The 26,810-nt window shown below is 70.6% G+C and carries 23 protein-coding genes and 1 pseudogene; 12 read left to right on the forward strand and 12 right to left on the reverse strand.

Features of this window, described 5'->3' with window-relative positions; translation table 11 throughout:
* Positions 1-176 precede the first annotated feature (176 nt).
* The 3 genes from BCY76_RS01365 to sucD all read left to right on the forward strand — a co-directional run bounded on the left by BCY76_RS01365 (position 177) and on the right by sucD (position 4,799).
* Positions 177-2,561 carry a UvrD-helicase domain-containing protein gene (locus BCY76_RS01365; RefSeq protein WP_237089897.1) on the forward strand — a complete coding sequence of 795 codons (2,385 nt, stop codon included), beginning with the start codon at positions 177-179 and terminating at the stop codon, positions 2,559-2,561.
* Between the two features lie 122 nt (positions 2,562-2,683).
* Positions 2,684-3,847, forward strand: coding sequence for an ADP-forming succinate--CoA ligase subunit beta (sucC, locus tag BCY76_RS01370; protein ID WP_070158700.1), 1,164 nt, complete (start codon positions 2,684-2,686; stop codon positions 3,845-3,847).
* A 16-nt stretch (positions 3,848-3,863) separates the two neighbouring features.
* On the forward strand, positions 3,864-4,799 hold the full coding sequence (sucD, locus tag BCY76_RS01375; protein ID WP_070158701.1) for a succinate--CoA ligase subunit alpha: 936 nt from the start codon (positions 3,864-3,866) through the stop codon (positions 4,797-4,799).
* A gap of 229 nt (positions 4,800-5,028) precedes the next feature.
* On the opposite strand, the gene BCY76_RS01380 is transcribed toward sucD, so the two are convergent.
* Positions 5,029-5,754, reverse strand: coding sequence for an MBL fold metallo-hydrolase (locus tag BCY76_RS01380; RefSeq protein ID WP_083277258.1), 726 nt, complete (start codon positions 5,752-5,754; stop codon positions 5,029-5,031).
* Between the two features lie 439 nt (positions 5,755-6,193).
* Between BCY76_RS01380 and BCY76_RS01390 the strand changes: the two genes are divergently transcribed.
* Entirely contained in the window at positions 6,194-6,649 is a 456-nt protein-coding gene (locus BCY76_RS01390) for a pyridoxamine 5'-phosphate oxidase family protein (RefSeq protein WP_070158703.1), read from the forward strand.
* 50 nt (positions 6,650-6,699) lie between these two features.
* On the opposite strand, the gene BCY76_RS01395 is transcribed toward BCY76_RS01390, so the two are convergent.
* The 5 genes from BCY76_RS01395 to BCY76_RS01415 all read right to left on the reverse strand — a co-directional run bounded on the left by BCY76_RS01395 (position 6,700) and on the right by BCY76_RS01415 (position 12,075).
* Positions 6,700-7,806 (reverse strand): VIT1/CCC1 transporter family protein, encoded by a 1,107-nt coding sequence (locus tag BCY76_RS01395; protein WP_070158704.1) that lies wholly within the window; start codon positions 7,804-7,806, stop codon positions 6,700-6,702.
* A gap of 100 nt (positions 7,807-7,906) precedes the next feature.
* The gene (locus BCY76_RS01400; RefSeq protein WP_070158705.1) at positions 7,907-8,446 is read right to left on the reverse strand and encodes an ester cyclase; all 540 of its coding nucleotides are present in this window, start codon (positions 8,444-8,446) and stop codon (positions 7,907-7,909) included.
* 122 nt (positions 8,447-8,568) lie between these two features.
* The gene (locus BCY76_RS01405; protein ID WP_070158706.1) at positions 8,569-9,177 is read right to left on the reverse strand and encodes a TetR/AcrR family transcriptional regulator; all 609 of its coding nucleotides are present in this window, start codon (positions 9,175-9,177) and stop codon (positions 8,569-8,571) included.
* A 53-nt stretch (positions 9,178-9,230) separates the two neighbouring features.
* Complete coding sequence (locus BCY76_RS01410; RefSeq protein ID WP_139827553.1) at positions 9,231-10,016, reverse strand: inositol monophosphatase family protein; 786 nt, start codon at positions 10,014-10,016, stop codon at positions 9,231-9,233.
* A 214-nt stretch (positions 10,017-10,230) separates the two neighbouring features.
* A complete protein-coding gene (locus BCY76_RS01415; RefSeq protein ID WP_070158707.1) occupies positions 10,231-12,075 on the reverse strand; it encodes a flavin-containing monooxygenase in 1,845 nt (614 codons plus the stop codon).
* 109 nt (positions 12,076-12,184) lie between these two features.
* Here BCY76_RS01415 and BCY76_RS01420 point away from each other — a divergent pair, with 109 nt between their 5' ends.
* The 3 genes from BCY76_RS01420 (at position 12,185) to BCY76_RS01430 (ending at position 16,192) form a co-directional block, all read left to right on the forward strand.
* A complete protein-coding gene (locus BCY76_RS01420) occupies positions 12,185-13,357 on the forward strand; it encodes a helix-turn-helix domain-containing protein (protein WP_170922547.1) in 1,173 nt (390 codons plus the stop codon).
* A 131-nt stretch (positions 13,358-13,488) separates the two neighbouring features.
* Positions 13,489-14,910, forward strand: coding sequence for an MFS transporter (locus BCY76_RS01425; RefSeq protein WP_237089898.1), 1,422 nt, complete (start codon positions 13,489-13,491; stop codon positions 14,908-14,910).
* A gap of 157 nt (positions 14,911-15,067) precedes the next feature.
* Positions 15,068-16,192, forward strand: a complete 1,125-nt coding sequence (locus tag BCY76_RS01430; RefSeq protein ID WP_237089899.1) for an App1 family protein — start codon at positions 15,068-15,070, stop codon at positions 16,190-16,192.
* Here BCY76_RS01430 and BCY76_RS20170 read toward each other — a convergent pair whose 3' ends face one another.
* Together BCY76_RS20170 and BCY76_RS18795 are read right to left on the reverse strand one after the other, a co-directional pair.
* Positions 16,193-18,208 carry a S41 family peptidase gene (locus tag BCY76_RS20170; protein ID WP_336581717.1) on the reverse strand — a complete coding sequence of 672 codons (2,016 nt, stop codon included), beginning with the start codon at positions 18,206-18,208 and terminating at the stop codon, positions 16,193-16,195.
* Positions 18,209-18,312: 104 nt separating this feature from the next.
* Positions 18,313-19,023, reverse strand: a complete 711-nt coding sequence (locus tag BCY76_RS18795; protein WP_237089900.1) for a hypothetical protein — start codon at positions 19,021-19,023, stop codon at positions 18,313-18,315.
* Between the two features lie 45 nt (positions 19,024-19,068).
* On the opposite strand from BCY76_RS18795, the gene BCY76_RS18800 reads away from it, so the two are divergent.
* On the forward strand, positions 19,069-19,359 hold the full coding sequence (locus BCY76_RS18800) for a hypothetical protein (RefSeq protein ID WP_237089901.1): 291 nt from the start codon (positions 19,069-19,071) through the stop codon (positions 19,357-19,359).
* A gap of 219 nt (positions 19,360-19,578) precedes the next feature.
* Here the strand turns inward: BCY76_RS18800 and BCY76_RS01440 are convergent.
* A pseudogene (locus BCY76_RS01440) lies at positions 19,579-20,771 on the reverse strand (glycosyltransferase family 4 protein).
* A gap of 201 nt (positions 20,772-20,972) precedes the next feature.
* Here BCY76_RS01440 and BCY76_RS18805 point away from each other — a divergent pair.
* From BCY76_RS18805 to BCY76_RS01450, 3 genes are all read left to right on the forward strand, one after another.
* Complete coding sequence (locus BCY76_RS18805) at positions 20,973-21,302, forward strand: TSUP family transporter (RefSeq protein ID WP_237089902.1); 330 nt, start codon at positions 20,973-20,975, stop codon at positions 21,300-21,302.
* Entirely contained in the window at positions 21,287-21,733 is a 447-nt protein-coding gene (locus BCY76_RS18810) for a TSUP family transporter (RefSeq protein ID WP_237089903.1), read from the forward strand. The genes BCY76_RS18805 and BCY76_RS18810 overlap by 16 nt, the downstream gene beginning before the upstream one ends.
* A gap of 449 nt (positions 21,734-22,182) precedes the next feature.
* Positions 22,183-23,205, forward strand: a complete 1,023-nt coding sequence (locus BCY76_RS01450) for a cell division protein PerM (protein ID WP_085437068.1) — start codon at positions 22,183-22,185, stop codon at positions 23,203-23,205.
* A gap of 187 nt (positions 23,206-23,392) precedes the next feature.
* Here BCY76_RS01450 and BCY76_RS01455 read toward each other — a convergent pair whose 3' ends face one another.
* Both BCY76_RS01455 and purN read right to left on the reverse strand, forming a co-directional pair.
* A complete protein-coding gene (locus BCY76_RS01455; RefSeq protein ID WP_085437069.1) occupies positions 23,393-24,292 on the reverse strand; it encodes a DUF4031 domain-containing protein in 900 nt (299 codons plus the stop codon).
* 10 nt (positions 24,293-24,302) lie between these two features.
* A complete protein-coding gene (gene purN, locus BCY76_RS01460) occupies positions 24,303-24,887 on the reverse strand; it encodes a phosphoribosylglycinamide formyltransferase (RefSeq protein ID WP_070160719.1) in 585 nt (194 codons plus the stop codon).
* A 53-nt stretch (positions 24,888-24,940) separates the two neighbouring features.
* Here purN and BCY76_RS01465 point away from each other — a divergent pair, with 53 nt between their 5' ends.
* Positions 24,941-25,429 carry a hypothetical protein gene (locus BCY76_RS01465; RefSeq protein ID WP_070160721.1) on the forward strand — a complete coding sequence of 163 codons (489 nt, stop codon included), beginning with the start codon at positions 24,941-24,943 and terminating at the stop codon, positions 25,427-25,429.
* Here BCY76_RS01465 and BCY76_RS17910 read toward each other — a convergent pair.
* Positions 25,378-26,721, reverse strand: coding sequence for a hypothetical protein (locus BCY76_RS17910; protein ID WP_170922544.1), 1,344 nt, complete (start codon positions 26,719-26,721; stop codon positions 25,378-25,380). The genes BCY76_RS01465 and BCY76_RS17910 overlap by 52 nt on opposite strands.
* Positions 26,722-26,810 lie beyond the last annotated feature (89 nt).

A 26,810-nucleotide genomic window follows, 5' to 3' on the forward strand; every position in this document is an offset into this window, starting at 1 on the left:
CTTCACCCCGCCCTCAGAGCGTCCCTCCGAGACCGCCCGCGCCGCCAAGCGCCGACGACGGCGCCCCGGCCGTCCTGCAGGATCCCGCCGCCCTCGGCGGGTCCCCGGGATCCGCGACCGGTGCGGTCACCCCGGCCGACCCCACCCGTGGCCTGAACCCTCAGCAGAAGGAGGCGGTGCTGCACACCGGGTCCCCGCTGCTGATCGTCGCCGGCGCCGGCTCTGGCAAGACGAGCGTGCTCACCCGGCGCATCGCCCATATGCTCCAGGCCGGGGCGGCCCGCCCGCACGAGATCCTGGCGATCACCTTCACCAACAAGGCCGCCCGGGAGATGAAGGAACGCGTGGTGAGCCTGGTGGGCCCTGCGGCGGAGCGCATGTGGATCTCCACCTTCCATTCCTCCTGCGTGCGGATCCTGCGTGCCGAGGCGGCGAACCTGGGCCGGAAGTCCAGCTTCACCATCTACGACGCCGCCGACTCCCTGCGGCTGATCACCACCATCGCCAAGCTCCATGACCTGGACCCCAAGCGGTTCGCCCCGCGGGCGATCAAGAACCGGATCTCCACGCTGAAGAATGAGCTGGTCGACGCCGAGGAGTTCACGGCCACCGCGCCGAACGAGCCCTTCTCCGAGGCCGTGGCCGCCGTGTATCGGGAGTACGCCCAGCGGCTGCGTCAGGCTAACGCCTATGACTTCGACGACCTGCTCGCCGAGACCGTCTACATGTTCGACGCCTTCCCCGGCATCCTGGACGGCTACCGGCGGCGCTTCCGCCATGTGCTGGTGGACGAGTACCAGGACACCAACCACGCCCAGTATCGCCTGGTCCGCCAGCTGACCGGAGGCCCCGGCGACGGCGTGCAGACCCCGGGGGCCGAGCTGACCGTCGTCGGCGACTCGGACCAGTCCATCTATGCCTTCCGCGGTGCGGACATCCGCAACATCACCGGTTTCGAGCGGGACTACCCGGACGCCACCACCATCAAGCTGGAGCAGAACTACCGCTCCACCCAGACGATCCTCGACGCAGCCAACGCCGTGATCTCCCAGAACCCGGGACGCACCGAGAAGAAGCTGTGGACCGACGAAGGTTCCGGCGAGCCCATCACGTTGCATGTGGCGCCTTCCGAGTCTGACGAGGCCGAATGGATCGCCCGCACCATCGATGACCTCGGGGACCGGGAGGGCATCCGGCCGGCCGACGTCGCCGTGTTCTACCGGACCAACGCGCAGTCCCGCTCCCTGGAGGAGCGCCTGGTCAGCCGCGGCATCCCGTACCGGGTGGTCGGCGGCACGCGGTTCTATGACCGCAAGGAGATCAAGGACGCCCTGGCGTACCTGCACGCGCTGAACAATCCCGACGACGACGTCAACCTCCGCCGCATCCTCAACGAGCCCAAGCGCGGCATCGGAGACCGGGCCGAAGGTGCGGTCGCCGCGCTGGCCCAGCGGGACCGGACCACGTTCTTCGAGGCGCTGCGCCGGGCCGAGGAGGCCCCGGCCATGGCGACCCGCTCGCTGAAGGCCGTGGACTCCTTCGTCCGGATGATGGACGACCTCGCCTCCCTGCTGGAGTCCGAGAAGCCCTCGGTGGTGCTGGAGGCGGTGCTCGAACAGACTGGGATGCTCGAGGCGCTGCGGCAGTCCAAGGATCTGCAGGACGAGTCCCGGGCGGACAACCTCGGTGAGCTGGTGGCCGTGGTCAAGGAATATGAGGCCTCCACCGAAGGCGGCACGCTCGCGGACTTCCTGGAGCAGGTCTCTCTCATCGCCGACGCCGACGCCGTCCCGTCCGCCGGAGACGCCGAGTCCGAGAAGCTCGCCCAGGAGCAGGGTCAGGTCACGCTCATGACGCTGCACACCGCCAAGGGACTCGAATTTCCTGTGGTCTTCCTCACGGGCATGGAGCACGGGATCTTCCCGCATGCCCGCTCCATGTCCGACGGCGAACAGCTGGCCGAGGAGCGTCGCCTGGCCTATGTGGGGCTCACCCGGGCCCGGCAGCGGCTGTACCTGAGCCGCGCGGAGTCTCGCCACCTGTGGGGCCAGCACCAGTACAACCCGCCCAGCCAGTTCCTCGGCGAGATCCCCGAGGACCTGCTCCATGTCGATGCGGCATCGTCATCAGGCCTCGGCGGAGGGTTCTCCGGGGGTCTGGGCGGCCATCACTACGGGACGCCCAGCTTCGGTGGTGGCCCGTCCTCACGCGGATCCGTGGGCGGCTCCGGCTGGTCCTTCAGCGGCGGCTCCGGCGGGGGTCGCTCCGGCGGAACCGGCCGGGCAGGGCGCTCCGAGCCCACCGTCTATGGGGCGGCGAACAGCGAGAAGACGTCATCTTCGCTGCCCGGGGCGACCGGCGGCGTCGCGCCCCGTCAGGTGGACCCCAGCCGGACGATCCCCACCCTGGCCCCCGGTGACAAGGTCTCTCACCAGAAGTTCGGTCGTGGCGAGGTCCTGGCTGTGGAAGGCACGGGGGACAAGACTGTGGCGAAGGTCAGCTTCGCAGGGACCGAGAAGCGTCTGCTCCTGCGATATGCTCCCCTGGAGAAGGCCGACTGAGCCTTCAGGCTCAGCGTTGCGCCCAGCGTGCAGCGTGGCCGCTCAGCCCGTGCCGGCGGGTCCCGCCGTCGACGTCGGGCTGAGGTTGTCAGAAACGACTTCGACGCAGAAGGACACCACCCGTGGACCTGTATGAGTACCAGGCGCGCGATCTGTTCGAGGCACACGGAGTTCCCGTGCTGGCCGGAATCGTGGCGCAGACCCCGGAAGAAGCGAAGGCAGCTGCTGAGCAGATCGGCGGCGTCGTCGTCGTCAAGGCTCAGGTCAAGGTCGGAGGGCGAGGCAAGGCCGGCGGCGTGAAGCTGGCCAAGACCGCCGACGAGGCCTATGAGCACGCCAAGGCGATCCTGGGCATGGACATCAAGGGGCACACCGTGCACCGGGTGATGATCGCGCAGGGCGCGGACATCGCGGAGGAGTACTACTTCTCGATCCTTCTGGACCGCGCCAACCGCGACTACCTGGCCATGTGCTCCAAGGAGGGCGGCGTCGAGATCGAGCAGCTCGCCGAGGAGCGCCCCGAGGCGCTGGCGCGGGTGAACTTCGACCCCAACACCGGCATCGACGCCGGCAAGGCCGCCGAGATCGCCGAGCAGGCCGGCTTCTCCGCCGACGAGGTCCCCGCCCTGGCCGAGGTGTTCCAGCAGCTGTGGACCGCGTTCTCCCAGGAGGACGCCACCCTCGTGGAGGTCAACCCGCTGGTCAAGACCGGTGAGGGCACGATCATCGCCCTCGACGGCAAGGTCACCGTGGACGAGAACGCCGACTTCCGTCAGCCGGGCCACGCCGAGCTCGTCGACGAGCAGGCCGAGGACCCGCTGGAGGCCAAGGCCAAGGCCAACGACCTCAACTACGTCAAGCTCGACGGCGAGGTGGGGATCATCGGCAACGGGGCCGGTCTGGTCATGTCCACCCTCGACGTCGTCGCCTACGCGGGCGAGGCCCACAACGGTGTGAAGCCCGCCAACTTCCTGGACATCGGAGGCGGCGCCTCGGCCGAGGTGATGGCCAACGGCCTCGACGTCATCCTCGGTGACGACCAGGTCAAGTCCGTGTTCGTCAACGTCTTCGGCGGCATCACCGCCTGCGACGCCGTGGCCAACGGCATCGTCAAGGCCCTGGAGATCCTGGGCGAGGCCGCCACCAAGCCGCTGGTGGTCCGCCTGGACGGCAACAGCGTGGAGGAGGGCCGCCGCATCCTGCGGGAGGCCGACCACCCGCTGGTCACCCTGGCCACCTCCATGGACGAAGGCGCCGACAAGGCCGCCGAACTGGCGAACAAGTAAGGACTGAGGATCGAGCATGGCTATCTTTCTGAACAAGGACTCCAAGGTCATCGTCCAGGGCATCACCGGCGGCGAGGGCTCCAAGCACACGGCCCGCATGCTGCTGGCCGGGACGAACATCGTCGGCGGCGTCAACGCCCGCAAGGCCGGCACCACCGTCACCCACACCGATCAGCACGGTGACGAGGTCGAGCTGCCCGTGTTCGGCTCCGTCTCCGAGGCGATGGAGAAGACCGGCGCCGACGTCTCGGTGGTCTTCGTGCCGCCGAAGTTCGCCAAGGACGCCGCCGTCGAGGCCATCGACGCCGGCATCGGCCTGCTGGTGGTCATCACCGAGGGCATCCCGGTGCAGGACTCCGCCGAGTTCTACAACTACTCGCTGACCAAGACCGGCGCCGACGGCAAGCCCGTCACCCGGATCCTGGGCCCGAACTGCCCCGGCATCATCACCCCGGGCGAATCGCTGGCCGGCATCACCCCGGCCAACATCACCGGCAAGGGTGGCGTCGGGCTGGTCTCCAAGTCCGGGACCCTGACCTACCAGATGATGTACGAGCTGCGTGATCTCGGCTTCTCCACCTCCATCGGCATCGGTGGTGACCCGGTGATCGGCACCACGCACATCGACGCGCTGGAGGCCTTCGAGAACGACCCGGAGACCAAGGCGATCGTGATGATCGGTGAGATCGGCGGTGACGCCGAGGAGCGTGCGGCCGAGTACATCAAGGCCAACGTCACCAAGCCGGTGGTCGGCTACGTGGCTGGCTTCACCGCCCCGGAGGGCAAGACCATGGGCCACGCCGGCGCCATCGTCTCCGGTTCCTCCGGCACTGCGGAGGCCAAGAAGGAGGCCCTCGAGGCCGCGGGCGTGAAGGTCGGCAAGACTCCGTCCGAGACCGCGCACCTGCTGCGTGAGGTCTACCCGGTCGCGGTGGAGCCCTCCGCGCTCTGACGCTTCCCGCACGCAGCTGAGGCTCGCACCCACGGAGTTCGCTCCAGGGTGCGGGCCTCAGCTGTCTGTGGGGCGTGCTGTCTGCGGGCGTGCGGGTCCATTGCCCCGCCCTGACGGCCTCTGCGGTCGAGGGGTCATTTCCCCGTGGATCTCGCGCTGCTGAAGCGCTTCTAGTCCTGCGGAATGTCCGGGATTCTGACTCTTGGATGAGCGGGGCCCACGGGCGGTGTCAGGTCTCGTCGTCGCGCGCTCCGCTGACCCAGTCGATGTAGCGCCGGGCGGACCGTTCGACGGCCGCAGCGGCGTCGGCGGAGATGTGCCGGGCGAAGTTGCCGTAGAGCCTGTCGTAGTCATGCTGCGCGGCATGATCGGCGAGGCGACGCACCACAGCAGGGGAGAGCGGGATCATGTTCGGGTAGGAGCGCATGAACGTGACCCACCCCTGGTCCGCCACGGGGAAGATGGCGTCACCGCTGAACAGCACGCCGCGCCCATCTGGAGCCCTCCAGCGGGCCACCATGGAGCCGGGGAAGTGTCCGCCGATCTGGGTGGCCACCAGGTCTTCGGCGATCTGCACCCGATCGTCCCAGACCACGGTGCGGGCAGGGCGCAGAGCCAGCCAGTGCTCATCCGCGGCGGAGACGTACACGCCCGCGTCGCTGAACGCCTCAGCCCACAGCGACTGCACCCCGTACATATGAGGATGCGAGGCCAGGATCGCCGCCACCCCGCCCACCGATGCGACGACGGCGACGGCGTCGTCGTCGATGTAGGCCGGGGGCTCGATCATCACGTTCCCGATGCTCGTGCGTACCAGGCTGGTCACCTGCCCGATGCCCGGGCCGTCGTGCAGGACCAGACCGTGCACCCCGGGCTCCCGAGTGATCAGCTCCAGGTGCGCCCCGGCCTGCGCGGCCTCCTGCGGGGAGGTCCATGCCTGGCCCTGGGGCGGCACGTGCTGTCGCTCGTCGGCGCAGATCGGGCAGCGGTCGGGGCGATCGTGAGGTGGGCGCTCCACCCCGCAGGTACGGCACTGCAGCACCCGTCGACGCGGTGCGGTGGGAGCTCCGGAGGGAAGGGAATCGGCTTCGGCGGGTTGGCCGGTCGGCGGGCCGGAAACGCGATCGGCAGGGTCATCGGCAGCGTGATCGGTGGGCATGGCCTCATGCTGATCCTGCGCGGCATCGGGGCGTCAAGAGTCGCGGGCCGACGGTGAGGACGCAGGCGGTGGTGCCGTCCCCCGAGGGGTCGGCCACTCGGGTGAGCAGTCAGCCTGACGGCGCAGCATGGAGGCGCGTTCGACGTGTGTTCTACGAGATGTAGAAGAACGGTGGGAGGCGGAGTGGACTGCGAGCCCCGCGCACCTCCTGCGCGGCGGGAGAGAGGACCATCCCATGATGTTCGATCATCCCGAAGACACTCCGATCCTCACCCTCTCCTCTGACGAGAGCTGGCAGCTCCTCGAGGGGGTGCGGCACGGTCGGCTCGTCACCGTGGTGGCGGGCCGGGTCGACATCTTCCCGGTCAACGTCGTCGCCGACGACCGCACCCTGGTGTTCCGCACGGGGGAGGGGTCCAAGCTGGCAGAGGCCACCATCAACGACGACGTCGTGTTCGAAGCCGATGGCATCCACGACGAGGAGGCATGGTCTGTGGTGGTGCGCGGTTCCGCCCGGGAGCTGCGCACCGATGCAGAGCTGACCGCAGCGCGTGAGCTGGACCTGCACCCGTGGACCCCCACGCCGAAGGAACACTTCGTGCGGATCGCTCCCACGGAGATCAGCGGTCGGCACTTTCGGCTCGGGGAGCAGCCCGAACAGCAGCTCGACGACGGCACAGGGGCTGCCTGAACCGGTTGAAGCAGAAGGTTCGCCCGGCTGCGGCAGGAGCGCTCAGGCCATCAGTCGAGCACGACGCCGAACGCTGACCCCAGCGCGTAGGTGATGGCCGCAGCTCCCATGCCGATGCCCAGCTGGCGCAGCCCCCGCAGCAGCGGGGAGGCGCCGGAGAGTAGGCCCACGATCGCACCGGTGCACAGCAGCGCGACCCCCACCAGGGAGAGGGAGAGTACGACGGCGGAGAGCCCGGCCATGCCGAACAGATAGGGCAGCACCGGGATCAGCGCCCCGGCGGCGAAGCAGCCGAAGCTGGAGAATGCGGCCGTCCAGGCGCTGCCGACCACGTCATGGTCGTCCTGGTCGCCCTCCTCCACGGGCTGCCAGGACTTCGACGGGTTGCAGTCGCAGTCGAAGACTCCCAGGCGTTCCATAGCGCGGTGTTCGGCGTCCTCCCGGCTGAGTCCTCGAGCCCGGTACACCAGCACCAGCTCGTTCTGATCGAAGTCCAGATCCGGGGCGGCCTTCAGGGTGACCTGAGTGGGGCGGGTGGCGGCCAGCAGCTCCCGCTGGCTGCGTACCGAGACGTACTCCCCGGCGGCCATGGACAGTGCCCCGGCGAGGAGTCCGGCGATGCCGGTGGCCAGGATGATCGAGGCCCCCACGCCGGTGCCGCCCATGCCCATGATGAGAGCCAGGTTGGAGACCAGGCCGTCATTGGCGCCGAACACGGCCGCGCGGAACCCACCGGAGAGCTTCTCCCGGCCGCGAGTGGCCAGCCCTCGGACGACCTCCTCGTGGATGGCCTCGTCGGCCGCCATGCCGGCGGTCGCATCCGAGTCCTTCGCGTAGGGGGAGTCAGATTCGGCCCGCTGGGCCAGGGCAAGGATGAACACGGAGCCGAAGATCCGCGCCATCCAGCCCAGCAGCACCCGGTGGGCCGAGGGGGAGGGCAGCTTCTCAGCCTGGGGGCCCAGCAGCTGCCGCCAGTGGTCGGCATGCCGTTGCTCCGCCTCGGCGAGCCCCAGCAGGATCAGGCGTTCCTCGCCCTGCTTGCGTTCGGCGAGGTCCGCGTAGAGCTTCCCCTCGGCGATCTCGTCGGCCAGGTAACGCCGCCATCGGCGGATCTGTCGGCTGGTGGGCGCGGGCGGGGCGCCGTCGTCGGTGGTCACACCACCATTGTTCCCAGCTTGAGCACGCGCCGACAGTGGGTCGGACACTGTGACGATTCTTCGGGATCCCTAAATCTCCCCGGTCCGCGCCGGCCTGCTCTCACCGCAGGAGTCGGTTGAGAGCCATTCCGGCCGCCGCCCCGCCCAGCAGTCCTCCGGCCAGGGCGAACCATGTTCGGTGCCCGGCCAGCCACATGGAGATCAGCCGGGTGGAGGAGATGCCGCCGATCTGTGTGAGCAGGGTCATCAGGTCCGAGCAGATCCACTCCTCAGCGATCCTGCCGTTCTCCACGCGGTAGATCTCATGGCTGAGGTAGTCGATGCGCTTGCCGGTGGGCTGGATCCCGAGGAACTCCCCGCGATGGGTCCCTGTGAATCTCACGCGCATCGCGACGAGGTTGCCCTCGGCGAAGATGTCCTGGATGTGGACTCTCAGGTCTGGAAAGGCGGAGAACATCATCTGGATGTTCCTCCTCCATGCGGGAATGCCTCGCTTCTGCGTGGGCATGCCGGCGATGTTGATGCGGAAGTCGTCGACCATCATGTCCACGACGGCGTCGAAGTCCTGTCGTTCCAGCGCGTCGAAGGCGGCGCGCAGCAGAGGGACGGGCTCGATGGTGGTGGGTCGTGATGTGGTCATGGGGTGCTCCCCTCTCCGAGGCAACATCTTGTACATTGCATCTGCATTGCATTCTAGGTGCAATGCAGATGCAATGTAAAACAGGGGCGTCGACGAGTGGCGACAGCGGTCAGACAGCGGCGTCAGGCCAGGACGGCCGCGATGTGGAGGCGGAGGATGCTCTCGGCATCGTCGACGTCGAGGCCGGAGCTGAGCACCTGGATCGCCAGGCCGTCGGTGAGGGCCAACAGGGCGGCTGCGGCGGAGGGGGCATCGCTCTCGGACTCTGCGGTCGCCGCAGGGCCGGACGCATCCCGAGCGCTCCGAATCCAGTCGGCCAGGAGCATGCGCATGCCGTCGTTGCCCTCTCGCAGATATTCAGCGGCGGAGGAGTCGAGCGAGGCATGAGACATGAAGGCCAGCGCCACCCGGCCGTCCGCCCGTTCCTGCTCTGACCGGGGGAGAAGCGCGGTGAGGACGGCTTCCAGGGCGGCGGTGGGCTCCGGGGCCTCGCCGAGGGTGGAGAGCGCCTTCTGCATCCGCTCCCCGTACTGAGCGCTGGCGGAGCGCATGGCGAAGTCCAGCATGGCCTCCTTGGTGGGGAAGTAGTGCTGGACCATGCCGCCGGTGACTCCCGCTTCGGCGGCGACGCTGCGGAGGCTCACCGCTCCGAGGCCGTGGTCGGCCACCACTCGTCTCACGGCGTGTGCCAGCAGCTCCCGGCGCTGGTGGTGGTCGACCTTCTTCGGCATGGTGACATCGTGCCACAGGGCTCCCGCCGAACTTGCCGGACAGCTCGGCGTGCTCAGCCCCCGCGGCGGGCCGCCACGCCCGCCAGGAGGCGCCGGGCGGTGGGGGAGTCCACGCCGGGGGCGAGGCCCAGATAGTGCGGCGCCAGGTGGTCTGAGGTGCCTCCGTCGCCGGAGGCGTCGTCGGCCCCGTCGGGCAGTCCCACGTAGGTGCCGCCGGCGCGGCGGAGGATGTGCATCCCCGCCGCCACGTCCCAGGGACAGGTGTCCACGCCGAGGACGACGTCGGCCCAGCCGGCGGCCGCATGGCAGAGCTCCAATGCCCCGGACACCAGCCGGCGCACCGTCGCGAAGGTCGTCACCGCTTCGGCGAAGGTCACCAGGGCCGCCTGGCCGTCACGCTGCAGCGCCTCGGCGGAGGGGTAGCTGGTCGCCAGGTTCAGCCGACGGTCGTCGGGGCCGAGAGCTCCCTGGGTGCTCTGCCGGCCGGTGAGGGCGCGTTCGACGCCGGCCGGGCCGCCCTCACGCAGCCAGGCGCCGTCGTCGTCGGCGGAGAAGGTCACCTGATTGACCGGATCATGGACCACTCCGGCGACCACGACGCCGTCGACGGCCGCTGCGATGGACACGGAGAACATCGCGAATCCATGGGCGAAGTTCGAGGTGCCGTCGATCGGGTCCACGATCCACTCCACCGCGCCGGAGCCCTGGGAGCCGCCCTCCTCGCCGGTGATCCGCGAATCCGGCACGGCTGCTGTCAGCAGCTCCACCAGCCGGACCTCCGTGGCGGAGTCGTAGTGGGTGACGAGGTCGTGGGCGCTGGTCTTCTCCTGGGTCTCCACGGCCGTGCGGAAGCCGCGGCCAGGGCCGGGCCGACGTCGTCGGCGGCGCGCATCGCCGCATGGCGCAGCAGCGCGGGGGTGAGGCGCGAGTCGCCGTCGCGGTGCGTGGCGGTCGCATCGGCAGAGGAATCAGGGCGGGGCGAGGAGTGCGTCACGGCGTTCAGCCTAGCTCTCCCTGCCGCGTCTGCCCGTCCGATGGGCCCGGGACGGCAGATCAGCCGGTGTGGTGCACCTCCGCCTGCCCGTACACCGGGGTGTCGATCTGCTCATACCTGGCCTTGAGCTGCAGCGCCAGGTACAGGGAGTAGTGCCGAGACTGGTGCAGGTTTCCGCCGTGGAACCACAGGGCCTCCTGCGCGGTCGGCTTCCACATGTTGCGCTGCTCGCCCTCCCAGGGCCCCGGATCCTTGGCGGTGTCCGAGCCCAGGCCCCAGCATTTCCCGACCCGATCGGCCACCTCTGGGGAGATCAGGTCCGCTGCCCACCCGTTCATGGAGCCGTACCCGGTCGCGTAGACGATCAGATCCGCCGGCAGAGAGGTTCCGTCGGCCAGCACCACCGAGTCCTCGGTGAGGTGACTGACCTCCCCGTGGGCGAGGCCCACCTTCCCGTCGGCCACCAGCTCGGCGGCGCCGACGTCGATGTAATAGCCGGAGGCCCGGCGCAGGTACTTCATGAACAGTCCGGAGCCGTCCTCTCCGAAGTCCAGCTGGAACCCGGCGGCCTCCAGCCGCTGGTAGAAGTCCCGGTCCTTCTCGCGGATCCGGTCGTAGAGGGGGATCTGGAACTCGTGCATGATGCGGTACGGGATGGAGGCAAAGATCAGATCCGCCTTCTCCGTGGTGACTCCGGCGGCCAGGGCCCGCTCTGAGTACAGGTCGCCGAGTCCGATCTCCATCAGACTGTCCGACTTCACGATGTGGGTCGAGGAGCGCTGCACCATGGTGACGTCAGCGCCGGTCTCCCAGAGGGCCCCGCAGATGTCGAAGGCGGAGTTGTTGGACCCGATGACCACCACACGCTTGCCCGCATAGGCGTCCGGGCCAGGGTGCTCGGACGAATGCTGCTGCTCGCCCGCGAAGACCTCCATCCCTGGGATCTCGGGGACGTTGGGCTTCCCCGACATCCCGGTGGCCAGCACCAGCTGGGTGGGCCTCAACGTGACTGTTCGCCCGTCACGGGCCGCCTGCACCGTCCATCGACCCTCGGCCTCGTCGAAGGCCGCGTCGCGCACCTCGGTTCCGCCCCACCAGGGCACCTCCATGATGGAGGTGTAGGCCTCCAGCCAGTCGGCGATCTTGTCCTTCGGGGCGAAGACCGGCCAGTTGTCCGGGAACTTCAGGTAGGGCAGGTGGTCGTACCAGACGGGATCGTGGAGGCACAGCGACTTGTACCTGCTGCGCCACTGGTCGCCGGGCCGGGCATGCTTGTCGACCACCAGGCTCGGCACGCCCAGCTGCCGGAGCCGGGCTCCCAGCGCGATGCCGCCCTGCCCTCCGCCGACCACCAGTACGTAGGGCTGCTGCGACTCGCCCAGATCACGCCGCTCCTGCTCGCGCCGCTCCGACCAGGTCTGCCGATCCGGATTGATCCCGTGCTCCGCTCCCTTCGGCCGACGTGTCCCGCGCGGCTCCTCATGACCCCGGAGCTCCTGCAGCGCGGTCATCATCGTCCAGCACCGCAGCTCGTCCCCCTGGCCGCGCAGCCGGGCCAGGCCCTTGCCGCGACCCGCCGCGGTCTCGAAGGTGAACCAGGCGGTGACGACGTCGCCGTCGTCCTCGGCCGGTTCGGCGAGCCTGAAGCCGCCCGGTGCTGTGGTGGACACCGCGTGACGGAGCATGTCGGCCACTCCGTCGGGGTTCTCCACCGTGGCCATGTTCCAGGTGAGGGAGACCAGGTCACGCCAGAAGCTGCGAGTCTCGAAGAGACCTGCGGCGGTCTCGGCGTCTCTGGCCCGCAGGGCGGCGTTGAGCTGGTCGAACCAACGCTGGGCGCGTCCGCTGGGGTCGCTGGTCCCGGACGGTGCGGCGACGTCCGGGCGGTTGATCGTCTCGGTCATGGTGTCCTCCTGGGCTGATTCTCAGGATCTGCAGGTTGCTGCCGATAGGATTGTGGTGACCATCACACCGCGCGCCGTGGGGGTGCACTACCGTTGCAGGAGGTTGCACATGTCGGACCTTCGGCCGGAGATCGCTGCCTCATGGCGCCGGCTTCAGCACCTCGGTCTCGACCGTGACGGTCCTGCCGTGCTGCGGCACCTCTCTCAGGAAGAGGTGGCGGAGCGGCGTTCCCGTCACCCTTTCGCCTCCTGTCTGGAGCAGTTCGCCGAGCTGTTCCGGCCGGTGGTGGACTGTGGTCATCTCGTCGTCCTCTCCGACGCGGAGGGGCGCGTCCTGTGGCAGTACGGGCATTCCGGTGTGCGCAGCCGGGCAGACAGGCTGGGATTCGTGGGTGGTGCCGACTGGACCGAGACCAGTGCGGGGACCAATGCCATCGGTACTGCCCTGCAGCTGGGCCGGCCGGTCACCATCCGCGGCGGCGAGCATTTCGTCGCCGCGCACGCCGCCTGGGACTGCACTGCCGCTCCCGTCTGTGATCCCGACACCGGTCAGACGCTCGGAGTCCTGGACGTCAGTGCGCACAGCCCAGGCCGCCATGCCGTCCATCCGGCGGAGGCCTCTCTGGTCCAGGCTGCCGCTCGGATGGTCACCATGGAGCTCGCTCAGGCCCGCAGCCATCGCCTCGAGAGACTCCGCGCTCAGGCTTCGCCGCTGTTGGCGCGAGTGGGTGGACGTGCGCTTGTCACCGATCCGGACGGCCGGGTGGCCGCAGTCGTCGGGATGCCCGCCCCCGCCGCTGTGTCGCTGCCTTCGGTGCCGGCTCATGGAGTGGCGCAGCTGCCCGGCCACGGGCTCGCTGCACTGGAGCCGGTGCCGGGAGGGTGGCTGATCCGTCTCGACGCCGATGGCTCCGCTCCTGCCGCGCCCTCAGCTGTGGTGCTGGATCTGCGGGGTGCGCCGCGACTGTGCGTGCGTGACGGAGAGGCTCCGTGGGAGCACGACCTGACCCCTCGGCACGCGGAGCTTCTGTTGGCTCTGGCTCAGTCCGGCCCCGAAGGGTGTACAGCGGAGGAGCTGTCCTGCGCGGTCTTCGACGAGCCCTCATCGCGCGTGACCGTGCGGGCCGAGATGTCCCGGCTCCGTCGGGTGCTGGGACCGCTGGTGCTCTCCCGGCCCTATCGACTGGCAGTGCCCTGCGAGATCACGTGGCCCGCAGATCGGGCGTTGCTGCTGCCCCGCTCGGTGGCGCCGGTGGTCCGGGAGCTGCGTGGCCGGACCTGAGCCGCCTGCGCAGATCTGAACTTCTGATATTGGCGCTTCCGCCCCGCGGCGACTAAGCTCGTTGACGGATGCAACTAAAGTCAGCGAGTTCCCGTCCCCGACGGCGCCCGCCGCAGACCACGCCAGAGGGCATGTCGCGGCGCGATGTCGGCTGGGCGATCGCGGGGATCCTGATCGTGTTCTTCGCCGCGATGCTGGCGATGAACATCGTGGTCACGGCGCTGCCGGTGATCGTCGGGGACCTCGACGGCACCCAGATCCAGTACAGCTGGGTGGTCGCCGCGACCCTGCTGGCCAACGCCTCCTCCACCCCGGTGTGGGGGAAGCTCGCCGACATGGTCTCCAAGAAGCGGCTCTTCCAGCTGAGCAACATCATCTTCGTGCTCAGCTCGCTGGCCGCAGGGTTCGCCGTCTCCATGGAGATGCTCATCGCGGCACGCTTCGTCCAGGGCATCGGTCTCGGCGGCCTCGGAGCGCTCGCCATGGCCATCATGGCCTCGATCGTCTCGCCGCGGGAGCGGGGCCGCTACGCCGGATACATCGGTGCGGTGCTCACCACCGCCACGGCGGCAGGGCCGCTCATCGGCGGCCTGACCGTGGACACCATCGGCTGGCGCTGGTGCTTCTTCGTCGGCGTCCCGCTCTCCCTGGTGGCCCTGGTGCTGGTGCACCGGACGCTGAAGCTGCCCCATGTGCGCCGGAAGGTGCGCATGGACTACGTCGGGGCGCTGCTTCTGGTCACTGCGTCCTCGCTGCTGCTGATGTGGCTCTCCTTCGCCGGGACCCCGGAGTTCTTCGACTGGGTGTCCTGGGAGTCCGGGCTGCTGCTGGCCGGCGTCGCGGTCATTCTCACGGCCTTCGTCCTGGTGGAGCGGCGCAGCGGCGAACCCGTGGTGGCCCTGCGCATGCTCATCAGCCGCACCACGCTGCTGGCGGTGATCTCCTCGGCCTCCATTGCGGTGTGCCTGTTCGGCATGCCGGCCTTCCTGGGGCAGTACTTCCAGATCGGCCGCGGGCTGAGCCCCACCGCCTCCGGGATGATGATCCTGCCCCTGGTGGTCGGCAACCTCATCGGCTCGCTGACCTCCGGGCGACTCATCACTCGCTACGGGCGCTGGAAGATCTACCTCGTCATCGGCTCGCTGCTGCTCTCCTCGGCCATGTTCGGGCTCTCCACGGTGGACTCGCACACCGATCTGCGCCTCGTCATGGGGATCATCTTCATCGTCGGGCTGGGCTTCGGGGCGCAGATGCAGAACCTCATGCTGGCGGTGCAGAACACCGTGGCGGTCACCCGTGTCGGTCAGGCCAGCGCCCTGGTGGCGTTCTTCCGAGTCTTCGGCGGCGCCGCCGGGACCGCCATCCTGGGCTCGGTGATGGCCCTGCAGGTGGCCGGCATCTCGGTGGGGCAGGTCAACGGGGCGGCGGGCACCGCCACCCCTGAGTTCGCCGACGGGTCCGGGACGATGTTCCTCGTGGCCGCCTGTATGACCCTGCCGGCCGTGGTCGCGAACCTGCTGATCCGCGAGACGCCGCTGCGGACCACCATCTGAGGAGGAGGGGCCGCCAGTGCACCGCGCTGGTCGGGCAGGGCTGCCTGCAGCGCCCGGGGCGTGGTGGACGGAGCGCTGTGCCGGGGAGGGGTGGGCCTCCTGCGGCACTGGTGCGCGTTGGTGCGGGGGCCCGCGCCGACCATGGCAGGATGGGAGTGTGACCGAGGTGGCCCAGAACGACGATGCCGTGCGCCGTCAATACTCCGACCCGCACCGGAACCCGGCCATGAAGGCCGAGGACCGGTGGCATCGGTTCCGCCTCCGGATGGCCCAGCGCCGTCGGCAGCACGTCACGGTCCTCTCCCTGACCGGGTACGGCACCCAGCGCTGGGTGCGGGTCTTCTCGCGCGTCGTGATGGCCCCGGACTCGCACTTCGAGAACGGCCGCCGCGTGGCCAAGGTGATCGCCGACGGCGTGCGCGGCTGGCGGAACTTCATCTCCGCCCCGGTGCCCTTCGCCGAGGTCAGCATCACCGTGGGAGGCCAGACGGTCGACGTCGTCGCCGACCGAGGCGGGATCGTCGACGCCGTCATCGACGTCGACCTCGAGCCCGGCTGGCAGCCTGTCACGCTGCGGGCCCACGGCGCCCAGCCCACCCGCGCCGAGGTGCAGATCATCGCCGAGACCGCCCGCACCGGGGTGGTGTGCGACATCGACGACACCGTGGTGGTCACCAAACTGCCCCGTCCGGTGCTCGCCGCCTGGAACTCCTTCGTGCTCGATGAGCACGCACGCACCCCGACCCCCGGCATGGCGGTGATGATGGAGCGGCTGCTCCACCGGCACCCGGGGGCGCCGGTCATCTACATCTCCACCGGTGCCTGGAACGTCGCCCAGACGCTCACCCGGTTCCTCACCCGCAATCTGTACCCGCACGGGCCGCTGCTGCTCACCGACTGGGGCCCCACCGAGGACCGCTGGTTCCGGTCCGGCAAGCAGCACAAGGAGGAGCAGCTCGAGCGCCTCGCCCAGGACTTCCCCGACGTCTCCTGGGTCCTGATCGGCGACGACGGCCAGCACGACCCCACCATCTACGCCGACTTCGCCCGTCGCCACCCGCAGGCGGTCACCGCGGTGATCATCCGGCAGCTCACCTACTCGGAGGCTCTGCTGGCCGGTGGACGCGCCAACGACCCGGACAGTGAGACGCTGCTCGGGGCCGGCGGAACCCACCCGCCGACCGGCTACCAGGAGGTGGAGGGGCGCAGCATCCCGTGGATCTACGGCCCTGACGGCAAGGACATCGTCGCCAAGCTGCAGGCCCACGGGCTGATGGACTGATCAGCCCCGGTTCTTCGGCGCTCCCAGCGACGGCGGGGTCGCGGCCGGGGTCTGCCGCAGCCGCTCCAACGCCTCGGCCACCGCACGGTCCAGCTGCGGATCGTCCTCGGAGAACCAGACGCTCGGGTCGTGGACGACTTCGATGTCCGGGTCCACGCCGTGGTTCTCCACGCCCCAGCCGTAGCCGTCGATCCAGAACGAGTACTTCGGCTGGGTGACCGTGGTGCCGTCCACCAGGGTGAACCGGCCGTCGATCCCGATCACCCCGCCCCAGGTGCGCTCGCCGATCACCGGACCGAGGTCCATGGCCTGGGCGGCGGCGTTGACGATGTCCCCGTCGGAGCCCGACCATCGGTTGGCCACGAACACCACGGGGCCGCGCGGCGCCGAGGACGGGTAGGGCTCCACGCCGGTCTCCCAGCGGGCGGTGGCCCAGGCCACCAGCTGTTTGGAGAGCCGCTGCAGCACCATCTGCGAGGTGTGGCCGCCGCGGTTGTAGCGCACATCCACCACGATGCCCTCATGCTCCGCGGCCAGACGCAGGTCCCGGTGAAGCTGCGCCCACCCGGGGGAGGACATGTCCGGCACATGCACATAGCCCAGCCGCCCCTGGGACGCCTGCGCCACATACTCCCGGCGGGAGCGCACCCAGTCCTGGTAGCGCAGCTCCTCCTCGCTGGCCAGCGGCACGACGACGACGCGGCGGGTCACCCCGCCGGCGGCTCCGACCGCACCGTCCTCGCCCGAGCCGCGTCGCAGGTCCAGCAGCACCGGCTTGCCCGCGGCCCCGGCCAGCTGCGCGTTCGGCCCGGCCACCGGGTCCACGGGGCGGCCGTCCACCGCGGCGATCAGGTCCCCTTCGCGGGCGTCCACGCCGGGGGCGCGCAGCGGGCAGCGCGCCTCGGGCTCGCTGGACTCCGAGGGCAGGATGCGGGTGATGCGCCAGCCCTGCGCTCCGGCGGGCTCGAGGTCCGCCCCCAGCAGTCCCAGCTTCCGTGCGGAGCCGGGGGCGTCGCCCTCGGCCGGCATCACATAGGCGTGGGAGGTGTTCAGCTCACCCACGGTCTCCCAGAGGACGTCGTGCAGGTCGTCGTCCGTGCGGACCTTCGCCACCACGGGGCGCCAGCGGTCCACCACGGCATCCCAGTCGACGCCGTCCATGTCCTCGCGCCAGAACTGCTGACTCATCAGCCGGCAGGTCTCCTCGAACATCTGGGCCCATTCGGCGGAGCGGTCCACGGTGAGCCGCAGTCGCTCCAGGTCGACGGTGACGCTCTCGGCGTCGTCGTCCTTCTCCACCTTCCGGGTGGACGGCACCGCGGTCACCTTCTCCCCGGCGCGGACCACCAGCCGGGATCCGTCGCCGGAGACCGCATAGGAGTCCACCTTGTCCACCAGGGTGGTGGCCTTCCGGGCGGCGACGTCCCACCGGATCAGCTCGTCCCCGGCGGCCTCCCCGGAGACCCCGGCCCGCCGGGTGCCCAGCTCGCCGGTCTCCTGGGCTGATCTGATCCACAGCACGCCGCCTTGGGCTGTCCGCAGGTCGCGGTATGAGGCTGACGGCACGGGGAACGGCACGATGCGCTGTTCGGCGTGCTCGGCGTCCAGATCCGGGCTGGCCGGGGCGTCCGTGCCGCCGGTGCCCGCCGTGGCAGTGTCTGCGGCGTCGCCGGTGCGTCCTCCGGAGACCGGCCAGCCCTCAGCGCTGGGGCCGAACGGCGCCGGCTCCGCGGCCGAGAGCGGCAGCAGCCAGGGCCGCACCGACCCGGCGAAGGACAGGTTGAACTCGTGGTCGTCATAGTGCGGATCCAGCGTCCGGGTGGACAGGAACGCGATGTGCTTCCCGTCCGCGGTGAACGCCGGGGAGGAGTCATGGAAGACCCCTCCGGTCAGGGCCACCGGCTCGGACTCTCGGGACGTGTCAAGCACCATCAGCTGATGGACCTGCGACTCCACCACCGTCGGGGACGTCCACAGCAGGTAGCGGCCGTCCGGGGAGAATGACGGCGAAAGCATCTCCCCGTGCTCGGAGCGGTGGATCTGCCGCACCTGCGGCGAGGCGTCGCCTGCCGCGCCGTCCCCGCCCCAGGTGACCAGCCGCAGCGAACCGTCATGGGAGATCACGGCCAGGCGCTCGCCGGCCGGGTCCGAGGCCAGGTGGAGCACTCGCCCCAGCTGCCCGCCCAGCACCCGCCGGTGCCCGCCGTCGCCGTCGATCGGGATGATCTCCAGTGCATCCTCGCCCTCGGCATCGGTGGCCACAGCCACCCGCCGGTGCGGCCCAGCAGCACCGGCTCCCGGGTACGCACACCGGAGACGGCGGCCAGCGCGCGGGCCGGGCCCTCCCGGTGGGTGAGCCAGAACGTCGCGCCCCGCCAGGAGACCACCGAGGCGTCGCCGGTGTGGTCCGGGACGACGGCGTCCAGATTCTGCGTCGGTGAGACGGTCAGCGGCGCCGCGGAGGCACCCGGCAGGGTGACCTCCAGGCGGCGCGGCTCGGCGTCGAGGGAGTCGAGCACATGGATCTCCCCACGCGAGTGCCAGGTGATGCGGGTGCCGTCCGTGGTGGCGTCGCGGACGTAGCCGGCGCCCTCGCCCTGGAATGTGAGCTGCCGGGGCTCAGCCTCGCCGGTGGGGGCGTCGTCGTAGATCCACAGGTTGGCCTGCTCCCGGGTGCGGTCCGGGAACGACGCCGCCCGGTCCGAGGAGAACACGAGCTTCCCGTCCACCCACATCGGGTCCAGCAGGCCGCCGTCGTCGTCGGGCAGGAGGCGCTGCCGGTCGCCGGCGGTCCCCGGGCCGTCGACGCCCTCGGTGCCGAGCCACAGCATCCCGGCGACTCCTCCGCGGTACCGCTTCCAGTGCCGGCCGGGCGGGTGGGTGGAGTCGCCAGCGCCACCGCACCGGTGGCGCTGATCGCCAGCCCGCCGGCGGATCCGAAGCGCAGCCGTTCGGTGCCGCCGTCGAGGGAGACCGCGTGGACCACCTGCTCGCGGATGCTCGCCTCCACGGCGTGCGTGGCCACCAGCAGCCGGCCGTCCGGGGCCCAGCCGAGGACGGCCGCCTTGGAGGCGCCCCACCAGGTGAGCCGCCGGACCTCACCGGAGTCGATCGTGGCGGCGTACACCTCGGGGTGCCCGTCGCGGGTGGAGATGAACGCCACCTGAGTGCCGTCGGGGGAGAGGCGCGGGGTGCGCACCGGTGTGCCGTCGCGGGTGAGCCGCCAGGCCCGGCCGCCGTCCGCGGGGGCGAGCCAGACGTCGTCGGCGGCCGTGAACGTGATGAGGTCACCCTGCAGGTGGGGGTGCCGCAGATATGGAGTGATGGAGGTCATGACTCCACCCTAGGGAGGTTGCCTCAGGCAAGCATCAGCTCCGGATCGGCTGTCAGCGTAATCCTCCCGCGAGCCACGCCTGCTGCCGGATGAAATCCTTGGCCTGCTGGCGCTGGAGGCGCTCAGTGACGTCGATCGCTCGGGCATAGTGGCCGATCAGCTGATTGCAGATCGCCTCCCACGTGCGGCCCTGCACCGAGGCGGCCGCGTCCCGGGCGAACCGGGCGCGGGCGCGTCGTCGGACACCAGGTGCGCGACCGCCGAACGCATACGGGCCAGGTCCCCGGGGCGGTAAAGCCACCCGGTGCGGCCCTCGTCCACCAGGTCCAACGGGCCGCCCCGCCCGACGGCGACCACCGGCACGGCGGCGGCCATCGCCTCCTGGATGGTCTGGCAGAAGGTCTCCGCCTCGCCCGGGTGGACGAAGACGTCCAGGCTGGCCACGTGCCGGCCGAGGTCGTCGCCGCTGCGGAACCCGGCGAAGTGGGCGCCCGGCAGGCGGCGGCGCAGCTGCTCCTCCGCCGGCCCGGAGCCGATGATCACCAGCCGACTGTCCGGCAGGCTGTTCAGCGCGGCCAGGTCCTCCACCTGCTTCTCCGCGGCCAGCCGGCCGACGAAACCGATCAGCCTCTGCCCGCCCGGGGCCAGCTCATGGCGCAGCGTCTCGTCCCGGCGCGCAGGGGAGAAGCGCCGGAGGTCGACGCCGCGCCGCCAGGTCTTCAGCCGCCGGATGCCCCGGCGGCTCAGCTGGTCCTTGCAGAAGCGGGACGGCACCAGGGTCAGGGTGGAGGAGGTGTGCATGCGGTCCACGTGCTGCCACAGCAGCTCCTCCGCCCAGGGCAGGCGGTAGCGGGACGCATAGGTGGGCACCTCGGTCTGGTAGACGGAGACGGTCGGCAGGCCCAGCGACCGGGCCGCCTGGATGGCCCGCCAGCCCAGCACGAACGGAGAGGCCACGTGGACGACGTCGGGCCGGAGCTCCGCCAGCAGGTGCCGGATGCGCGGCACGAAGCCTGCCGCCACCCGCACCTTCGGGTAGTCCGGGAACGGCAGGGAGGGCACCCGCACCACCGGGAAGCCCTCGCACAGCTCGGCGTCCTGCCCGGCGTCCAGCAGGGAGGAGGACGGGGCGATCACCGTCACCTCGTCTCCGCGCCGGCGCAGGTGGGCGAGCACATGCAGCACGGAGTTCGTCACCCCGTTCATGTGCGGGAGGAATGATTCTGCGACCACCACGACCTTCACGGCACCAGCGTGGCGGCTGAAGGTGCCCTGGCGCCGTCGTGGTCATGGAGGGCAGGTGAACCCCCGAAGAACCCTGCCGGAGCGGGTCATCCGCGGGGTGAGACGGCAGTCACTGCATTCTGCAGGACTGTGGACCGCGGCGTAGAGTCTGCTGGTGGTCCTGGCAGCCGCGCGCGCGGCTGAGCGGAGGGGAGGAGCAGCATGGGCATCGCGATGGCCGTCGGCGTGGTGGCATTCGTGCTGCTGGCCGCCACCATCCAGCGGATCGCCGGGCTCGGCTTCGGCATGATCCTGGCGCCGTTCCTCGTGGTGCTCATCGGTGCCCACGAGGGCGTCATGCTGGTCAACTTCCTCTCCATCATCGCCCCGGTGCTGGTGCTGCCGCGCATCTGGGACGACATCGAATGGCGCAAGGTCCTGTGGCTGGGCATCCCTGCGGTGCTGGTGATGCCGGCCGCCGCCTGGGTGTCCGTCGTCTCCCCGGCGGGCCCGCTGTACGTGGTGGTGGCCGCCTGGTGCTCTTCGGGCTGATCACCTCCATGCTGCTGAGCCGGATCAGCTCCGCCGTCGACGGCGACGGCCGCACAGCCCAGATCCTCACCGGCCTCGGCTCCGGAGTGGGCACTGTGCTCGGCGGGGTCGGGGGACCGGCGATGACCATCTACGCGGTGGTCTCCCGGTGGCCCGTGATGCGCATGGTCGCCACCCTGCAGCCGCTGTGGATCCTCATCTCCGCCTTCTCCTTCGGCATCAAATGGGCGTTCGACGACGGTCAGATGCCGGACATGCCCTGGTGGGCCTGGGCCGGGTGCGTGGTCTCCATCGTGCTGGGCATCTGGGTCGGCGAGTGGATCCAGCGCCGGGTGGACGACGCCACCGTCCGGAAGTTCGTGATCGCGCTGGCCATCCTGGGATCCCTGCTGGCGCTGGGCACCGGCATCCGGCTGCTGATCGGAACCTGAGAGTTCCGTGGACGCCGGTCTGTTGCGGCGCTGATCCGTGCCCCCGGCTGGCACGATGGACCCGATGACCCCCTCCGAAGCCGACACCCGCACCCCCGGCGACCCCGGAAGCGCCGACGACGGCGGCGACCGCCCTCCGTCCGCCGGTTCCGCCTCGCCCGCTCCGCCCTGTGGCTGCTGGGCCTGCTGGAGGCGGTGCAGGCGCTGCTGGCCACCGTGCTGCTGGTGGCGCTGCCGGTGCTCGCCGTGGGGCTGGCCGGAGGGTTCACCCGGATCGACCTGGAGTTCGTGGCGAGGTTCTCCGCCCAGGTGTGGCTCATCCTGCATGGAACCCCGGCGGAGCTCGCGGTGCCGGTGCCCGGGGACGTGCTCGGCGAGGGCGTGACGCTGGCGGAGGGCTGGCTCCACCTGCTGCCCATGGGGCTGACTCTGGTGCCCCTGGCCTTGGGGTGGCGGGCCGGAGGGCGGCTTGCCGCGGCGCCTGGTCCGATCAGCTCTGGCAGGGACTGCTCGCCCTCGTGGTGGCCTACGCGGGCGCCGGCGTCGGGATCGCGCACCTGGGGCAGGCGGAGGGTTTCACCGCGCAGCTGCACTGGGCGGGGCTGTGCGCCGCCGGGGTCATGGCGGTCGGGGCGCTGGCCGGCAGCTATGCGGAGGCCCGCTCGTGGGCCCGGCTCATCGGGGTGGACCTGGAGGACCGGGTGGAGCGGCTCTCCCAGCGGCTGAAATGGGCGGGAAGCTACCTGTGGGGTGTGCTGCGTGGCGGGCTGATCGCCGTCGTCGCCGCCGTGGGCCTCTCCGCCGTGCTGCTGGCTGTTCAGCTGGGGGTCTCCTGGATGGAGATCGCCAACACGTACCAGCAGCTGGACCCCGGGGTGTGGGGAGTGGTCGGCCTGACGCTGCTTCACTTGGGGCTGCTGCCCAACATGGTGCTGTGGACGCTGTCCTACACCACCGGTGCCGGGTTCGCACTGGGCACCGGCACCACCGTGGCCCCGCAGGCCGTGGAGCTCGGACCGGTGCCGGCCCTGCCCGTGCTCGGCGCGCTGCCGAGCGGCGCCGGGGAGGCCTTCCTCGCGGTGCTGGCCGTGCCGCTGCTGGCCGGGATCATCGCCGGCTGGTGGCTCATGCGGGAAGGGGAGAACCACCTGGACGATTGGTTCGTCCTGCGCATCTCCTGGCGCCCGATCTCCCTGACGCTCTCCACCCTGGTCCTCGGGCTGCTCACCGGAGTGGTGGCTGCCGGCGTCGCCGTGCTGCCGCTGTGGCTCTCGCACATCTCCCTGGGCATCGGCCGGCTCACCGACATCGGCCCGCATGCGCTGCTGGCGGCCGGGCTGCTGGGCGCGTGGGTGTGCGTCGGGACGATCCTCGGCTATCTGATCGCCCCGGCGGCGCATTCGGCGCGCCGCCGACGGTCCGCGGAGGACCCTGCGGAGCCGGGGGAGGGGCCGGACGGTACCGAGGAGTGAGGGCCGTGGCGGGACTTCCGCTCTCCGCGCCCCGGGGTGCCGTTCAGCACTTCGCGTCGCGCGTCGAGGAGTCATTGTCCCGTGCATCATCCCGAGCTGAAGCGCATCACCCGAGGAGAGATGTGCCGGAGAATGACTCCTCGATGCGGGGTTCCAGGGAGCGGGTGCCGACGCCTGGGGCAGCCGCTCAGGCGGACCGCAGCTCCGCCAGCTCGGCGGTGAGGTTCGCCCGGGCGGCGCTCTCCCAGAGCTGCTGCCCCGCGGGGGTGTGGAACAGGCGGGGCCGTTCCAAGAGGGTGGCCAGCACGCGGGCCCGGCCCTCGCGAAACAGGGGCTCGGGCACGTGGTCGAAGTCCCTGCGCACCTGGGCGGTATAGCGCCGGTAGGCCGCCGGGGCACGCCCCAGCACCTCCAGATCGGCGTCCACCAGGACGGCGCCTGCGGCATCCCCGGGCTCCGGGGCATGGGTGGCGGTCAGGCGCACCAGGCGGGCCACCTCGGTGACCTCCTCGGCGGGGAGCAGGCCAGCCAGTCGCTCCTCCGCCAGTCGGGCGCTGTCCTCCTCGTCCTGGCCCGCGGCCCCGGCGTCGACGGCGTCGTGGAACCAGGCGGCCAAGCGGGCCGGGCGGCGCCGCTCGGCCGGCAGCTCTCCGGCGCGTTCCAGCACGCCCACGGCGTTGAGCACCGCGGCCAGATGGGCGGGCGAGTGGTAGTGGCGGTGCGGCTCCGCCCAGCGATCCAACAGTTCCTCGCCCAGCACGGCGGCGTCGGATGTGTCCAGCAGCCGCTCCCAGGCGCGCAGCAGCCGGGCACGGACCTTCGTCGGGCGCTCGACGCTGCGCACCCTCAGCCCGCAGGAGGCCAGGATCCTGGCCAGCTCGGTGCCGCTGACCGGTGTGGCGCCGGCGGCGATGAGGTCACGGTGCCGGTGCTCCGGGACGTCGTAGTGGTCCTCGTCGAAGGCCTGGCGCCGGATGCCGGTCCGCGCGGCGAAAGTATGCAGCTCTTCCAAGGAGGAGTCGGAGATCAGGTGCGCGAACACCGTCCCATGGGCGGGCCACACGGGCGGGTCGATGTAGATGGTCACGAGGCGGCGTTCACGAGCTCGGCAGTCCGATCCGGCCGTCGGCGATGCCGGCGATGGTCTCCACGAGCAGTCGGCGCTCCTCGACCTTGATCCGCTCGTGCAGCGTGTCGACGTCGTCATCCGGCAGCACCCGCACCGCCTCCTGCGCGAGGATCGGACCGGTGTCCACCCCGGCGTCCACCTGGTGCACAGTGCAGCCGGTGATCTTCACCCCGTGCTCGACGGCGTCACGGACCGCGTGAGCCCCGGGGAAGCTGGGCAGCAGCGCCGGGTGGGTGTTGATGATCGGGACCCCGACGCCGTCGAGGAACTCCGCGCCGAGGATCCGCATGAAACCGCTGGAGACCACCAGGGCCGGGCTGAAGCCGCGGACCTCGTCCCGCAGCCGGGAGTTCCATGCGGCACGATCGCCCCCGCGCGCCAGCGGCACCGCGAAGGTCGGGATCCCGGCCCGCTCGGCCCGTTCCAGGCCGCCGCAGCCGGGGACGTCGGAACCGACGGCGGCGATCTCCACGGGCAGGGAGCCGGCGGAGACGGCGTCGATGACGGCTTGGAGATTCGTCCCCGAGCCGGAGACCAGAACCACGATGCGCATGGACTCCACCCTACTTCCCCGGGCGGGGCCCGCGCCGCGTAGGCTGGTGGGCTATGAGCGTCACTCCACCTCAGCAGCAGCCCCCGCAGAACGGGTCCGCGAGCGGCGGGCCCGACGGCGGCAAGCCGGGCCGCCGTCGGGCCGTGGATCTGGAGCCGGAGACCTTCCGTCGGTACGCCCGCTTCACCGGGTGGCTGGTGCTCGCGCTGATCGTGTCCTACATCGGACTGCAGACGCCACTGCCCTACCGGCTGCTGGCCGTGGTGGCTGGACTCGTCGGGACGACGGGCGGGGTGATCCTTCTGGTGCAGGCCATCCGGAAGAAGCTGCCGGCCCTCATGCATGTCAGTGCGGCGGCGGCGATCGTGTGCTGCGGTCTCTTCGCGGCCACAGCCACCGCCCAGGCGCTGTTCTGGGGTGCCACCGTCGAGTTCGACCAGTGCCGCACCCACGCGCTCACGGAGCGCTCCATGACGCAGTGCTACCTCGATTACGAGGACGACATGCTGACCACCATCCCCGGACTCCCGGGAAGCCGCTGACCGTTCAGAGGCCGGGAGGCTGCTGGATGGTCTGACCCAGGTTGCTGGACGGCACCCGGGGATTGGACATCGCGTGGGCCGGGCTCCGGTCGCCACGTGCCGCGGCGCGATGCGACCGCACATAGGCCGACGCCGAGCGCGTCCACAGGGACGACGACGGCCGGCCCGGCGCCTTCGAACAGGCGCCCGGCCGGCCGTCGTGACAGGTGGTTCTCCCGGCTCAGGAGGAGTAGGGTCCACCCGGCTGCTGACCCGGCTGTCCGGGGTGCTGACCGGGCTGCTGGCCGTAACCGCCCTGGGGAGGCTGACCGTAGGGATTCTGCCCGTAGGATCGGGCCCGGCTGACCCGGCTGACCCGGCTGACCCGGCTGACCCGGCTGCTGCCCGGGCTGGACGTACCCGCCGGTGCCGTATCCGCCCGTGCCATACGTCCCTGGTCCCTGGCCCGGAGCGCCCGATCCCTGCTTCGCCCCGCGCACCTGCTGCACATAGGTGTTGCTGGCGGGCAGCCACAGCAGCACCAGGGCCACCAGGCTGGGCAGGACGACCAGCAGCAGGTTCAGCAGGCCGAAGAACACGGAGAAGATGCTCAGCGCCAGGTAGATCGTGGCCAGGATGCGGCCCACCTGGGAGCCCCGGGTGCTCAGGAAAGCCAGGGCGAAGTACGGGAGGGCCAGGACCACGGCACCGATGATGAGGGCGACGCCGAAGATCGCCATGAACTCCTGCGCCTCAGCGATGGAGACGTCCGCAATCTCCTGCCACTCCTGCTCAGGCAGCAGCTGGGTGGGGTGGGCTCCCATGATCCTCACGCCGGAGATCACCCCGGCGACCGCCAGCAGGAGCCCGGCCAGCAGCTGGAAGACCATGGACAGCGTCATCGTCAGTGGACGGGTCGGCTTCTCTGTCGTGACCGTCGGCTGACCGGTCGGGCCCGGCCCGGCAGGCGGCTGGCCGGGCGCCCCGTAGGGGCTCTGACCTGCCGGCTCATAGGGGCTCTGCTGCCCGTACTGGCTCTGCTGCCCGTACTGGCTCTGCTGCCCGTACTGGCTCTGCTGCCCGTACTGGCTCTGCTGGCCGTACTGGGGCGGCTGTCCATAGCCGGCGCCATAGGCCGGAGCGCCGGGCGCAGACCCGGCGGAGGGCGCCGAGCCGTGCTGGCCCTGCTGCTGGCCCTGCTGCTGCCCGTACTGCTGCCCGTGCTGGGGCTCCTGCGGTGGCTGGCCCTGCGGCTGCTGCGCCCCGTCAGGATCCTGCGGCCCGCCCTGGTTCTCATCACCGGTGGTGCTCATCGTCGTCGATACCTCTCGCCGTCGGGGTCGTTCAGCGCTCGTTGACAGAACCTATCGCTCTGAGCGGGGGAAAGGCAGGGTGCGGCTCC

This window comes from Nesterenkonia sp. PF2B19 (genome assembly GCF_001758425.2).
Classification (GTDB): Bacteria; Actinomycetota; Actinomycetes; order Actinomycetales; family Micrococcaceae; genus Nesterenkonia; species Nesterenkonia aethiopica.

Bases quoted from the DNA above. Each gene is read 5' to 3' on its own strand.
- BCY76_RS01415 (WP_070158707.1), bottom strand. From the start codon at position 12,075: ATGACCGAGACGATCAACCGCCCGGACGTCGCCGCACCGTCCGGGACC.
- BCY76_RS18805 (WP_237089902.1), top strand. From the start codon at position 20,973: ATGGGCATCGCGATGGCCGTCGGCGTGGTGGCATTCGTGCTGCTGGCC.
- BCY76_RS17910 (WP_170922544.1), bottom strand. From the start codon at position 26,721: ATGAGCACCACCGGTGATGAGAACCAGGGCGGGCCGCAGGATCCTGAC.
- sucD (WP_070158701.1), top strand. From the start codon at position 3,864: ATGGCTATCTTTCTGAACAAGGACTCCAAGGTCATCGTCCAGGGCATC.
- purN (WP_070160719.1), bottom strand. From the start codon at position 24,887: ATGCGCATCGTGGTTCTGGTCTCCGGCTCGGGGACGAATCTCCAAGCC.
- BCY76_RS01425 (WP_237089898.1), top strand. From the start codon at position 13,489: ATGTCGCGGCGCGATGTCGGCTGGGCGATCGCGGGGATCCTGATCGTG.
- BCY76_RS01465 (WP_070160721.1), top strand. From the start codon at position 24,941: ATGAGCGTCACTCCACCTCAGCAGCAGCCCCCGCAGAACGGGTCCGCG.
- BCY76_RS01400 (WP_070158705.1), bottom strand. From the start codon at position 8,446: ATGACCACATCACGACCCACCACCATCGAGCCCGTCCCTCTGCTGCGC.
- BCY76_RS01390 (WP_070158703.1), top strand. From the start codon at position 6,194: ATGATGTTCGATCATCCCGAAGACACTCCGATCCTCACCCTCTCCTCT.
- BCY76_RS20170 (WP_336581717.1), bottom strand. From the start codon at position 18,208: ATGCTTTCGCCGTCATTCTCCCCGGACGGCCGCTACCTGCTGTGGACG.
- BCY76_RS18795 (WP_237089900.1), bottom strand. From the start codon at position 19,023: ATGCTGTGGCTCGGCACCGAGGGCGTCGACGGCCCGGGGACCGCCGGC.
- BCY76_RS01420 (WP_170922547.1), top strand. From the start codon at position 12,185: ATGTCGGACCTTCGGCCGGAGATCGCTGCCTCATGGCGCCGGCTTCAG.
- BCY76_RS01405 (WP_070158706.1), bottom strand. From the start codon at position 9,177: ATGCCGAAGAAGGTCGACCACCACCAGCGCCGGGAGCTGCTGGCACAC.